Genomic DNA, 12,732 nt, shown 5'->3' on the forward strand with positions numbered 1-12,732 from the left:
TTGAGCTGCGTACAAAGCAGAAAACCTTCCGCCAACAGGCGGAAGGTCTAGAAATTTGCATTCATTAACCTTGAGTTTGCCGGAAATGCTTCATGAAATCAGACAGCGCCTTTACACTCTCGTAAGGAACGGCATTGTAGATGGAAGCTCTCAAGCCTCCTACGCTGCGGTGACCCTTCAGCCCAACAAAACCTTCCTGCTCGGCTGCTTTGACGAATTTCTTCTCCAGCTCTTCCGATTGCATACGGAATGTAACATTCATAATCGAGCGGCTGCCAAGTTCTGCAACCCCGCGGTAGAATCCGTCGCTGCCATCAATGTGATCATACAGAAGCCCGGCTTTATCACGGTTCTTGGCTTCAATTCCAGCCAGTCCGCCCTGCTCCTCAACCCATTTTAACACTTCATTGACCATATATACAGAGAAGGATGGCGGTGTATTATACAGAGAGTTGTTCTTGTAATGCGTGTCGTACCGCAAAATGGTCGGAATCGTCGAAGGCGACTTTGCCAGCAGTTCTTCCTTGGCGATCACCACAGTTACACCGGAAGGACCGAGATTCTTCTGCGCGCCGGCATAGATCAGTCCGAACTGATTCACGTCAAAGGAACGGCTTAGAATGTCGCTGGACATGTCGGCAATCAGCGGAATGGAACCGGCATCCGGATACTCCGCATATTGGGTGCCTTCGATAGTCTCATTCGAAGTAATATGCAGATAAGCTGCATTGTCCGCAGGCTTAATGCTGCTTAGCTCAGGAATCGCCAGGAACTTCTTATCCTCGGACGATGCGGCAACATGTGCGCCTCCCAGAAGCTTGGCTTCCTTGAGCGCTTTGTCTGCCCAGCTTCCTGTCATTACATAGCTGCCTACTTGGCCTTCCGAGATGAAGTTCATGGGGATCATGGCGAACTGGGTGCTTGCTCCGCCTTGAACGAACAGAACCTTGTAGCCTTCAGGATTACCGAGGAGCTTAAGCAGACGTTCCTGAGCTTCATTATGCACGGATTCGTACACCGCCCCGCGATGCGACATCTCCATAATGGACATTCCATTTTCCCGGAAATCAACAAACTCCGCTTGCGCACGCTCTAGTACTGTAAGCGGCAATGCCGCCGGACCAGCGTTAAAATTGTATGCTCTCTTGCTCAACTTGCTCCCCACCCTTTCTCTCCTACGAATATGGATATCGCTATGATAGCAATAATCTTACTCACCAGCAAGTATAATTATTCACATGGGAGGTAAGATCAGGGCTTATGAAGAGGTGAAAAATTGATAGATCCGGCACCAGCACTCGCTTTGACGCGGTAAAAGGCTGATGTTCACAAAAACTTCAGGAGAAATTACATGCCGCTCTCCCCATAGAGCCATTCGGGCTACACGGAAATCCCCGCTTTCACGAACTCCCGTTCCGCTCGGCTTATGAACCAGCTCCCAATTGAACCCGGCTTCCGCCGGCTCCCAGCCCCCCAGCTTGCAGTAGAATGGCCGATCCGGCTCTTCCCTCCAGCCTAGTCTATCCCCGGATACCTGCAATAAGTCAGTGGTGTAATCCGATTCCGCTGCTTCTACTGCAAGAACGCCCGGAACCCGCAGCTCATATTCCTTTCCTGTCATATTACCGTCAATTCCGATGAAGTTGTGAATGTACTCCTCCGTTTGGAAAGGCCTATCTCCAGTATTTTCCATATTATAGGCGATCTTCAATTGATCTTGGCACAAGGAAAGCGATTTGGTCAAATGCATGCCATAACCGCCGCACTTCATGGCCTGTACGGTATATGTGACTGTATGGGTATTTCCCTCTACTTGGGTAGTAAATGGCTGCACCTTGTAATCATGTGTAAAAGAGTATAGACTGCGGGTCTGCTTCTGCAGGAGTCCTACACCGGGCTTCGGAAACCATCCGCCTACCGGTGCCTCGTCATATCCAATTGCCCGGGAAATGCCGAACTCGTTGCATAGGCCTATTCCCCCGCTGCCCTCTCCCGGAACCTGACTTTCCGGCACGCAAAATGTATGTTTTCCCTGCTCTAGTGTTACCTGTGTAATAAACCCCGTCCAATCGAACCTGGAGCCGTTATACGCTCCAACATCGGCAATATCGACGGTCAGAATACCATTTGACAGCTTGTAGCCCATAAATGCCGCATCCTTTCTCTATCTTTCAAAAAAACACCTGCACCCGCCGTATGCAGCGGTGCAGGCGCTCTGATTGGGTCTTCCCGTGGTTATGCCAATGTTACTTCAATCAAATGGCATTCTCCTGTCTTCAGTGCCTCCAGCTCTTGCCGGGGGATAATAACGCCCCCTGAGACGCGCTGAAGCGTCACCACGCTGCCGTTCAGGGTGGCGAAGTGTATTTGGTACTTACCATAATCGGAGCTTCCTGTGGACGTATAGACCACTTCCAGCTCACGTTCCGCAAAGATCGTCTTAATCGCGGCTTTACCCGCTTGATCAAACTGCTCCCGGACCAGCTTCGGTTCCAGCAGCAGATCCCCAAGGCGGCCCTTCACCCCAAACACCTCAGTCACCATCGTTAACAGCAGCCAGCTTGCCGAGCCTGTTAAATACGTATATAGTCCTCTGCCCTGCTCGTTGATGTACTCGGGAATCCCGGGGTAGATGCGGCTGCTTGCAAAGTCGGTGCTGAGCGTATACAAGGATTCCAGCACTTTGCGCCCTTCGTTCACATATCCGCGTTTGTACAGCGCATTCCCATACATAACGGTCATATGGCTGAACATCGCCCCGTTTTCTTTATGGCCAAAGGCGAAGCCGAAAGCTCGGCCCAGATTCTGCTGAATGCCGCCGAACCGGGAATTCAGCCTGTAGCCAATGTTGGCGTCCAGCAGATTGCGCTCCACCGCAGCAATGATATGGGGAATCTGCTCCGGCGCTGCGGCATGGCCCATCATCGGGAATACCTGACCCGTTAGCGTCATACGGATGCCTTCGGCAAATTCTCCCTCTACCCGCTCCCCGTCATTGTTGTAGTAACCGTTAAACCACCCGTCGCCGTGCTCGCTTTGCACCCACTCATTGCGGCGCAAATGGTTAAATATCCATTCCGCCTTTTGCGCCAGATCCTCTGCCACCCGCTCCGTGTCCAGAGCAACCCGGATTCCGCTTACCTTGTTCGGCGCAGCGGCATAGAAGCTGTTCAGCCGCTCCAGCTTACCGGCCGCGGACCCGTAATCCACACGCTCGCCAAGTGAATCCAGCAGCAGCGTCATTTCCTCCGCCAGCTCCACGGTCACTTGATTTTTGCGCTCCTTAAGAGTGCGCAGCATACGGGAGATATCCAGCAGATTGCTGGCGTAGAAAGCTGTGAAAGCTACACTTTCGCCCTTCTCTGCCGCCATGTCCAGCCCGTCATTCCAGTCGGCGCCTTCCAGCAAAATATTGTTATGCTCTCCGACATTGAAGAACGGCACCACATTTTGCAGCAGGATATGTTCCAGTATGGTACCTTTATAGACCTCTCCGGCAGCGTTTCTAAGATAATGGCCTGAAGACTCCTCCCAGGAAGTGTCGCGTTCCCGGCAACGGCTCATAAAGGTGTCGCGGAAATAGCTCTGCTCCTGCAGCAGGAAATCCAGATCGCCGCTCTGGTCCAGATACAACCGGGTCGTCAGGAACGGCCAGGCGCCGTGGTCCATCCACACACGCGGGATATTGTTGCGGTCGGCAATGAACTCGCCCGGCTGCTGGCCGATAATGGTTGCATTGCTGCCGTCAATTCTCACACCGGCGTAATTGTTCAGGAGCAGCCCCCGCACTTCCGCCGGTTCCATAATAAGCAGTGCCAGACAATCCTGCCACAGATCCCGCCAGCCTCGCCCGCCTCTGCCATAGTCATGATATGGCAGGAAGGAGTTGCCGTAGAGTCTTCTAAGCACAGGCTGCAGGGTCACCCATTTCATCCATTGATCTGCCTGCAGATCACCGGTATGAAATTGCACCGTGTTCACCTTAGCGGACCAAAATGCTTTATTCTCCTCCAGACAGCAGTCAAATGCCGCTGCTGATCCGTATGCTCCCATCAGTGCAGGCACATCTAACCTTTCATCCCCGATAGCCATCACCAGGACATAAGCATGACTGGTTCCGGGCTCTAGGGAAACAGGCGCAAACCGGATTCCGCCCAGCGCCTCATACCCCTCGCTATGCACGCCTCCGCCTGCCGGGACAGCGGGGGCGGCATTCAGCACGACAGCTTCAGGCCAGTCCAGGCTTCCGCCTTCTCCGATAAACTCCTCCTGCACCGGGAAAAAGCCTACCGGCCTGCTACCGTCACCTTCCGCCCCGAATACACCATAAGAGACGTGGTTCACGCGATGGCCGCGCTCATCAAACGACAAAGCCGGCTGAACCTCCACACCATACGCTGACGTATAGGTCCGGTTCAGCAGGGAGGTAACATGCCGGTGATCCCGCACATCGTCCGCCGACCGGGCATAAAGCGGAACTGCGGCTGTCGGCGTTAGGACAAGCGTCTCATCTCCTGTATTCGTAAGAACAACCTTCATTAGTTCTGCCTTATCATTGCCACATGGCACGAAGCTGGTAATTTCGGCTGTGATCCCCATCTCTCTGTTGCTGCGGGTTACCCGGTGCCAGAGAAATCCTGCCTCCAGAACCGCCTCGTCAGCATGGTTGGTATAGACAGCCGCATTCTGCCTGGCTGAATTTCCGGAGGCCGACCACGCTCCCTTTCCCTCGGCGTATACCCAGAAATTGCGGGAGGCGCGGGAATTATGCAAATCCTCCACCGATAACGGAGGGGTCAGAAACGTATTATGGCCGGAAGCCGCCTGTCCATGCAGCTTTGGAGTCACCGATGACATCATGCCAGCTTCATTCACCAGCGGAAAATATAAAAAGCTGCTGCGATCCGGCTGTTGCAGCCTGAACTCCCCATCTTGGCCGGTGAAGTACCAGCCGTTGATTTGATTACGGTCCACTGTGTTCATCCTCTCTTTTTTTGCAGCTTACGCTTTAACTGCGCCTGCAAGCGCACCGTCTACAATGTACTTTTGAATGAAGGTGTACAGCACGATCAGCGGAGCCGATACAATCATGATGCCGCAGGCCAGCATCGGCCAGTTATTGCCGTATTGCCCGCGGAATTCCTTCAGACCAAAGGTTATCGGATAATGGGTTGGGCTCGGCAAATACATCACCGGACCGACAAAGTCATTCCAGATGCCAATCGCCGTCAGGATAACACCTGTCGCAATAACCGGCTTCATCAGCGGAAGGATAATCTGGAACAAATAACGGCTGTAGCCGCTGCCGTCCATGCCTGCCGCTTCGTCCAGCTCGCGGCTGATCGACTTGATATATCCGGTGAACATCATGAACACGATGCCGGTTCCGCTTGTTTTCAGCAAAATATAACCCAGCTTCGTATCATAGCCCACGAACCCGAGATCCTGTTTCAGCGCCAGCATCAATTTGAACTGAGCCACCATCGGATTCGGCAAAAACTGCGACATCAGGAAGAAGAGATAAATAAAGCCGCTCCACTTCACATACCCTCTCGCCACCGGAAAAGCGCCAAAAAGCGAGACAATTAAAGTCAATATCGTAGCAACACCGGTGTAAAGCAGACTGTTCAGGAAATAGTTCGAGAAATTGCCCTGCACCCAGGCATCTTTGTAGTTGCCCCATTGAATATTTTTAACCAGTCCGATCGGGTCCAGCAGGTAATCGTTGAAGGATTTGAACGACACATTGAAGACGAACAGCATCGGTACAACGTATAGTACAACCAGTACAGCGACCAGAGCGTAGGAGAGGATTGTGGCGGATTTGGATTCTTTCATTAATATTCCACCTCTCTCTTACGCATCTGTCTGACCGCAACCACGACGAAGACCAGAATCATCAGGAACTGCACCACCGACAACGCCGAAGGAAGCCCCATCGCCAGACTGCCGCGGAAGGTTTCTTTGTATACGTCATAGGCCATAGTTCTTGTATTAAAACGTCCGTCCGTGGTCGCCAGAATAATATCAAAGGTGGACATGGCACCAATGATCGACAGGAGCATATTGACCGTAAAGGAAGGAGCGATCAGCGGGAACGTAATATTTTTAAAGGATTGCCATTTACTTGTACCGTCGATATATCCCGCTTCATACAGATCCTTTGGCACCGATTGGAGTCCTGCCAGGAAGATCAGCATGGAATAGCCCATATACATCCAGATTTGCACAAATATAATATAGCTGAACGCATGGGTGAAGCTTCCGAAGAACATGTCCTTATAACCAAACAAAGAATGATAGAGCTCATTGACAGGGCCGCTGAGCGGATCGAACATCATGCTCCACATCAGTGCAACTACAGCGACACCGAGCACAACCGGCAGGAAAAATACCGCGCGGTAGAAGTAGTCACCCTTCAGCTTCTGATTGATGACCACAGCGACCAGAAGAGCAACACCGTTCTGCACAACCGTTACAATGAACATGAAATAAACCGTTCTAATAATGGAGTCCACGCGCTCGCCTGAATTTCCCGAGTAAAATACATTGCGATAATTCTCAAGACCCACAAATTTCATATGACTTCCGGGCACATTCGTTATATCTGTAAAAGAATAAATGACCGTCAGCACCGAGGGGCCGAAGTAAAAAATAATATACAGCGCCAGTGGCACCATGAGCAGCAAGAAGGGCACATAACGTCTGAAACCTTTCCCGAATGGATACATCTCTCTCACCTACCCAATCCTCATTCAATAAATGATCATAAATGATCGGGGCCTGAACAGATCAGACCCCGAAAATGTACAGTATATTGGTAGCTTATAGCTTATTTAGGGGCTGCGGCTTCCCATTCTTTTTGCTGCACATCGGCCAGCTCTTTAGCAGTCTTGAATTCTCCGCCCGGAGCCAGATACTCGGTATGAACGCCTTCAGCAGCAAGGTGCTCGCCGACATTATTGCGGTTAATCATCAGGATTTCATAAGCAAGCTCGAAATCGCCGGCCAGGTATGGCGACAGCTCTTTATCTATGAACTCGCTGTCCGTCTTAACATTGTCTTGGGTTGGCAGGAAACCCGCAGCTTTAACATAAGCTGTATAGTTCTCCGGTTCGGAGAAGAACTCCAGCCATTTCAGAGCGCCCGCTTTGTTCGGGCCTTTCTCTGCTGCATACCAGGTCACATCGTATTTGCCGACAAGTGATTTGTTTTTTGCAGCATCTTCAGTAGCCGGAATAGGGAAGTAACCAAATTTCAGATTCGGATTCGCCGCAGCAATAGTTGGAGCATCCCAAGTTCCGTCAGCGATCAGAGCCGCTTTTCCTGTAGCAAAGTAGGACGGGGCTGTTGCATAGTCGATCCCCATAAATCCATCAATAATATATTTGTCCTGAAGCGTTTTCATTTTGTCCAGTACTTCGACTGCTTCGGCATCATTGTAAGCGGTTTGACCTTTCCAGACGCCTTCGATCCATTTCTGCTGGTCGCCGCCGCCGAGAATCTTCGCTTGCAGACCGAACACCGGCAGCTTCAGCGGCCATACGTCTTTACCTGCAACTACGATTGGCACAATACTCTTCGATTTCAGAGTGTCGAGAACTTTAGTGAACTCTGTCCACGTAGTTGGAACCGTCAGAGCGTTCTGCTCAAAGATTTCCTTATTGTAGAAAAATCCCGACATAGCCACTTTACCGGTTGGAATCGCATACACTTTGTCCTTGTAAGTGCCTGCCTTGGCGATATCATTTACGTTGTAATTCTTCACGAAAGCTTCGCCGGACAAATCAGCGATCAGGCCGGAGTCAATCCATTGCTGCCAATCCGGCACCTTCGCTCCCGGCGTCCAATCCTTCGGTGACAGTCTCATGCCGGACAAGTCGGCGAGAATGTCTACATCGCCTGCCGTAATTCTTGCTCTTTGAGCTTGTTTGAACTCATCATCCGGTCCTGTTGTTGTGTACTCAACTTTATATTCCGGATACTTTTCCTCGAACTTCTTATTAATTTCTTCGATAGCTTTGTTAATGTTCTCTTGTTTCCAGTGCAGAATCTTGATCACTGTCTTCTCACCGGATGCCGCATTCTTCGGAGCATTAGTAGCCTCACTGTTCGCGTTATTTTTGCCTCCGCATGCGGATAATGAGAGCAGAAGCACAGAACTCAGCAAGACCGCAGAAAGCTTCTTTACCATTTTGTTACCCCCCAAAATAAATTGATATAGCTTCTTTACGAAACAGTTTCGTAAAATTACGCATATTCTCAGCAATTAAACCGAAAGCGGTTTCGTTGTTTTTATTATTACATCGTTAATTATCTTTGTAAAGTATTTTTTATTCCTTGATTTTCCGGCTTTTTTACGCAATCACCTATTATAAGTATTGAAATCTCTGACATCTCTCATTGACTACTTTCTGCTAAATCTATAAAATGAATAACGAAACTATTTCGTAATTATTCATTCCGATCATTTTTGACCAGCTTACATACCTCTCTCATTACCTTTTAAGAGCAATTTTTATACAAAGGGGGACTTGTCATGACTTACAATATTAAAGATATAGCGAAAATAGCCGGGGTTTCGGTATCGACAGTATCCAAAATCATCAATAACTACAGTGATATTTCGGAAGATACCCGAACCAGAGTGCTCCAGATCATTAAGGAGACCGGATACAACCCTTCCAACTCGGCTAAAACGCTGGCAACCAAATCCTCAAGCCTAATTGGTGTCATCTTTGCAGGCATGCTGAATGTTGATTTCACCCACCCTTTTTTTATCGAAGTCCTGAATTCCTTCAAGAAGCAAATGGGGCTGCTTGGCTACGACCTCCTCTTCTTCTCTAACGAAAAGTTCCCAAGCGGGGACAATAACGATTACCTGGCCCGCTGCCAGCATTACAATGTAGACGGCTGTGTGCTTATCTCCGGGCAGGAGCTGGAAGCCTCAATCAGCCAGCTTGATAACAGTTCAATTCCTTGCATAGGTGTGGATATGAAGCTGTCCGGCCGCAACTCCGGTTATATCATGTCGGATAACTACAAGATGTCCTCCAAGGTCGTCGAGCATTTCTATTTGCTGGGGTATCGTGAACTGGGCTATATCGGCAGCACCCTGGAATCGGATATCTCCAATATGCGCGAGAGCGGTTACCGCAAAGCCATCGAGGATCTGGGGCTGCAGATCAATGAGAGTTGGTTCCTGAACGGGGAAAATTTCTTTGAGGCCAGCGGTTATGAAACGATGCGCCGGATGATTGCCGCCGGGCCATTGCCCCGGGCGATCTTCGCAGCCTCCGATCAGCTTGCCATCGGAGCGCTCCGTGCGCTTAAAGAAGCCGCTATTCCGGTTCCCGGGACGCTTGCGCTGATCGGCTGCGATGATATCGAAGCATGCCATTATACAACGCCGCCGCTGAGCACGATCAGGCAAAACAAAGAGAAAATCGGGCGGCTAGCCGCGCTCATGCTGTATGACCTCATTAACAGCCAATCCGGCGCAAGCTCCTTCATTGTCGAGCCGGAATTGATTGTACGGGAGTCCTGCGGGGCTGCTAAGCCGGGTCTGGACTCTCACTTCTGAAATGCACCACTGCGCCGCTGTGAAGGCATGAGAGGGCTCTGAGGCCCTCCTTCTCATGCCCTGCTATCCTCAGCCTGGAGATGACGCCCATACTGGGGCATATATGCAAAAAAAAAAGACAGCGAAGTTCGCTGTCTTTTCTTATCATTCAATGTGAATCTCTTATATCGCTGCAATCTTATACATCGAAGTACAGGGAGTATTCATGCGGATGAACACGAATGGCAACCGCTTGAGCTTCGGAACGTTTCAGAGCGATGTAGTTATCAATGAAGTCCTTAGTGAATACGCCGCCTTCTGTAAGGAATTCAAAGTCAGCTTCCAAAGCATCGAGGGCTTCGTCCAGTGTACCTGGAACGCTGCGGATCTTCTCCTTGTCTTGGTCAGACAATTCGTAGATGTTCTTGTCCAGAGGACCATATCCCAATTCGATCGGGTTAATCTTCTTCTTGATTCCGTCCAGACCAGCCATCAGCATTGCCGAGAATGCCAGGTAAGGGTTGGCTGTGGAGTCAGGAGTACGGAATTCAATACGACAGCCCTTAGGTGTCACAGCCGCTACCGGGATACGGACTGCAGCGGAACGGTTACCTTTGGAGAACACCAGGTTAACCGGTGCCTCGTAACCAGGAACCAGACGTTTGAACGAGTTGGTGCTTGGGTTGGTCAGCGCGATCAATGCCGGAGCATGATACAGGATACCGCCGATGTAGTTCAGAGCCATCTCACTCAGGTTGGCATATCCGCCCTTTTCGTAGAACAAAGGAGAATCGCCGTTGAAAATGGATTGGTGAACGTGCATACCGCTACCATTGTCGCCGAACAGCGGTTTTGGCATGAACGTTGCTACTTTACCGTACTGGCGAGCAGTGTTCTGCACAATATATTTGTAAGTAAGGAGGTTGTCAGCCGTTTTCTTCAGGGTGTCAAAACGGAAGTTGATCTCCGCTTGGCCTGCAGTTGCCACTTCATGGTGATGACGTTCGATTTCAAGGCCTGCTTCACCAAGCAGACGGCACATTTCACTGCGGATATCCTGCTGGGAGTCCACTGGTGCTACCGGCACATAGCCGCCTTTTACAGCTACTTTGAATGCAAGGTTGCCGCCTTCGTCTTTACGGCCAGTGTTCCAAGCCGCTTCTTCGGAATCTACAAAGAAAGAAGAACTATTCATGCCGCTCTCATAGCGAACATCGTCAAAGATAAAGAACTCGGATTCAGGTGCGAAGAATGCTGCGGTACCTACACCGCTTGCTTGCAGGAATTCTTCAGCTTTTACGGCGATACCGCGTGGATCGCGCTCGTAACGTTCGCCATCAGGTGTGAAAATATCGCACATAATGTTAAGCGTCGGATGAGCTGTAAAAGGATCAATGTATGAAGCGTTCGGATCAGGCATCATTACCATGTCAGATTCTTCAATACCACGGAATCCCTTAATGGAAGAACCGTCGAATGCAACACCATTCACAAATGTTTCTTCTTCAACTGCCGATGCAGGAAGCGTAATATGGTGGGCACGTCCACCCAAATCTACAAAACGAAAATCCACCCACTCGATATTGTTCTCTTTGATCGTCTGCAACACTTTTTCAACCGACATGAATAAATTCCTCCCCAAATTCCGAACATTAGGCCGCTCACAGTATCAAATGTTCTTGTTTTTAATTTTTTGCTGTTGTCATTATAAATCCCGAACCTAACATCGTCAATGCTTATGTCAGGTATTTCTTTCAACAATGTAAGATATTCTAACGCTTTCGTGAAAAATGATTATTTAGGCCAAACAAGTGTCATATTTGCCCTGCTATGTACAAAAACAGTCCTCTTTCCCCGCCCGAAAGCGGGATGGAGGACTGGTAGAACGCCTTTTATGATCCGCAGTTTAGAGCACCGGAGCCGCTTCAAGCGAAGCGGAGAACTTGCGGCCCACAAGCGGAGCCAGCTTCTCGAGGTCTCTCAGCAGGTTGTCAAACTGCTCAGGGAACAGAGATTGAACACCATCGCCTGTCATGGAATTATCCGGATCGGTATGCATTTCGATAATCAGCCCGTTGGCACCTGCCGCAACCGATGCCTTGGCCATCGGCTCAACCAGCTCACGCCGTCCTGTACCATGGCTCGGATCAGAAATAACCGGAAGATGGCTCAAGCTCTGGAGTGCAGGGATGGCAGACAGATCCAGCGTATTGCGTGTGTAGGTTTCAAAGGTACGGATACCGCGCTCGCACAGCATAACATCGCGGTTGCCGCCGGCGAGAATGTATTCCGCCGCATTCAGCAGCTCATCGTAAGTGGCACTGAAGCCGCGTTTGAGCAGCACAGGCCGTCCGCAGGTTCCCAGCTTGCGCAGCAGGTCAAAGTTCTGCATATTCCGTGTGCCCACCTGCAGAATATCCGCATGCTCCGCACAAATATCAACATACTCCGGTGTCATAACCTCTGTGATGGTCAGCAGGCCATGACGTTTTCCGGCTTCCGCCATCATCGTAAGACCTTCCACACCTACCCCTTGGAAGCTGTATGGACCGGTCCGCGGCTTGAAGGCTCCGCCGCGCAGCACCTGACCGCCGGAGGCTTTGACCAAACGCGCGATTTCATCAATCTGCTCCGGTGATTCCACGGCGCAAGGCCCGCCCATAATGACAAGATGCTCGCCGCCGATCTTCACGCCGCGGATATCAATAATGGTATCCTCAGGATGGAAGTCCCGGCTCGCCAGCTTGTAGGACTTGGAGATCTTTACCACGTTCTCCACACCCTTCATCTGCCGGAGATGCTCGGCCAGCTTAGGAGTAACTCCGCCGACAAGACCGATTACGGTATGATCCGCACCCCGTGAGAGATGAACCTGCAGCCCTTCTTTTTCAATTACAGCAATTATCTCATTAACCTGCTCCTGCGGTGTCTGATTAGATGTTATTACGATCATATTCTAGCTCCCCTTCTGGACAAAAATTGTTAAAATGGCACTGAAAATCACAAATACTATTTCGCTACGACGCGTGTACGCTTTTAAGCACTAAAGCAATTTTAACTCATTAAGCTGTATTAGTCAATCTGTATTCCCAGCTCTAGTTGTACGAAAAAAAAGCACACATTCCCTGAATGGGAATTATGTGCTCTTCTATTAATTCTGCAGCTACATC

At 50.2% G+C, this 12,732-nt stretch carries 9 protein-coding genes; 1 reads left to right on the forward strand and 8 read right to left on the reverse strand.

Going from position 1 to position 12,732, the window contains the following annotated elements; genetic code table 11:
* Nucleotides 1–64: 64 nt before the first annotated feature.
* The 6 genes from serC to B212_RS0117595 all read right to left on the reverse strand — a co-directional run bounded on the left by serC (nucleotide 65) and on the right by B212_RS0117595 (nucleotide 8,194).
* Nucleotides 65–1,153: a 3-phosphoserine/phosphohydroxythreonine transaminase gene (serC, locus tag B212_RS0117570; RefSeq protein WP_028530900.1), complete on the reverse strand. Its 1,089-nt coding sequence runs from the start codon at nucleotides 1,151–1,153 to the stop codon at nucleotides 65–67.
* Nucleotides 1,154–1,258: 105 nt separating this feature from the next.
* Nucleotides 1,259–2,146, reverse strand: a complete 888-nt coding sequence (locus tag B212_RS0117575) for a hypothetical protein (RefSeq protein ID WP_019912262.1) — start codon at nucleotides 2,144–2,146, stop codon at nucleotides 1,259–1,261.
* An 89-nt stretch (nucleotides 2,147–2,235) separates the two neighbouring features.
* A complete protein-coding gene (locus B212_RS0117580; protein ID WP_019912263.1) occupies nucleotides 2,236–4,974 on the reverse strand; it encodes a GH36-type glycosyl hydrolase domain-containing protein in 2,739 nt (912 codons plus the stop codon).
* 27 nt (nucleotides 4,975–5,001) lie between these two features.
* Nucleotides 5,002–5,838, reverse strand: a complete 837-nt coding sequence (locus B212_RS0117585; protein WP_019912265.1) for a carbohydrate ABC transporter permease — start codon at nucleotides 5,836–5,838, stop codon at nucleotides 5,002–5,004.
* Entirely contained in the window at nucleotides 5,838–6,731 is an 894-nt protein-coding gene (locus tag B212_RS0117590; RefSeq protein WP_019912267.1) for a carbohydrate ABC transporter permease, read from the reverse strand. The genes B212_RS0117585 and B212_RS0117590 overlap by 1 nt, the downstream gene beginning before the upstream one ends.
* A gap of 101 nt (nucleotides 6,732–6,832) precedes the next feature.
* Nucleotides 6,833–8,194: an ABC transporter substrate-binding protein gene (locus B212_RS0117595; RefSeq protein WP_019912268.1), complete on the reverse strand. Its 1,362-nt coding sequence runs from the start codon at nucleotides 8,192–8,194 to the stop codon at nucleotides 6,833–6,835.
* A gap of 345 nt (nucleotides 8,195–8,539) precedes the next feature.
* On the opposite strand from B212_RS0117595, the gene B212_RS0117600 reads away from it, so the two are divergent.
* On the forward strand, nucleotides 8,540–9,583 hold the full coding sequence (locus B212_RS0117600; protein WP_019912269.1) for a LacI family DNA-binding transcriptional regulator: 1,044 nt from the start codon (nucleotides 8,540–8,542) through the stop codon (nucleotides 9,581–9,583).
* 178 nt (nucleotides 9,584–9,761) lie between these two features.
* Here B212_RS0117600 and glnA read toward each other — a convergent pair whose 3' ends face one another.
* Together glnA and aroF are read right to left on the reverse strand one after the other, a co-directional pair.
* Nucleotides 9,762–11,186, reverse strand: a complete 1,425-nt coding sequence (glnA, locus tag B212_RS0117605) for a type I glutamate--ammonia ligase (RefSeq protein WP_019912270.1) — start codon at nucleotides 11,184–11,186, stop codon at nucleotides 9,762–9,764.
* Between the two features lie 282 nt (nucleotides 11,187–11,468).
* Nucleotides 11,469–12,515, reverse strand: coding sequence for a 3-deoxy-7-phosphoheptulonate synthase (aroF, locus tag B212_RS0117610; protein WP_019912271.1), 1,047 nt, complete (start codon nucleotides 12,513–12,515; stop codon nucleotides 11,469–11,471).
* Nucleotides 12,516–12,732 lie beyond the last annotated feature (217 nt).

It is taken from the genome of Paenibacillus sp. HW567 (assembly GCF_000374185.1).
Taxonomy (GTDB): domain Bacteria; phylum Bacillota; class Bacilli; order Paenibacillales; family Paenibacillaceae; genus Paenibacillus_AQ.

Bases quoted from the DNA above. Each gene is read 5' to 3' on its own strand.
- B212_RS0117575 (WP_019912262.1), bottom strand. From the start codon at position 2,146: ATGGGCTACAAGCTGTCAAATGGTATTCTGACCGTCGATATTGCCGAT.
- B212_RS0117585 (WP_019912265.1), bottom strand. From the start codon at position 5,838: ATGAAAGAATCCAAATCCGCCACAATCCTCTCCTACGCTCTGGTCGCT.
- B212_RS0117590 (WP_019912267.1), bottom strand. From the start codon at position 6,731: ATGTATCCATTCGGGAAAGGTTTCAGACGTTATGTGCCCTTCTTGCTG.
- B212_RS0117595 (WP_019912268.1), bottom strand. From the start codon at position 8,194: ATGGTAAAGAAGCTTTCTGCGGTCTTGCTGAGTTCTGTGCTTCTGCTC.
- B212_RS0117600 (WP_019912269.1), top strand. From the start codon at position 8,540: ATGACTTACAATATTAAAGATATAGCGAAAATAGCCGGGGTTTCGGTA.
- glnA (WP_019912270.1), bottom strand. From the start codon at position 11,186: ATGTCGGTTGAAAAAGTGTTGCAGACGATCAAAGAGAACAATATCGAG.
- aroF (WP_019912271.1), bottom strand. From the start codon at position 12,515: ATGATCGTAATAACATCTAATCAGACACCGCAGGAGCAGGTTAATGAG.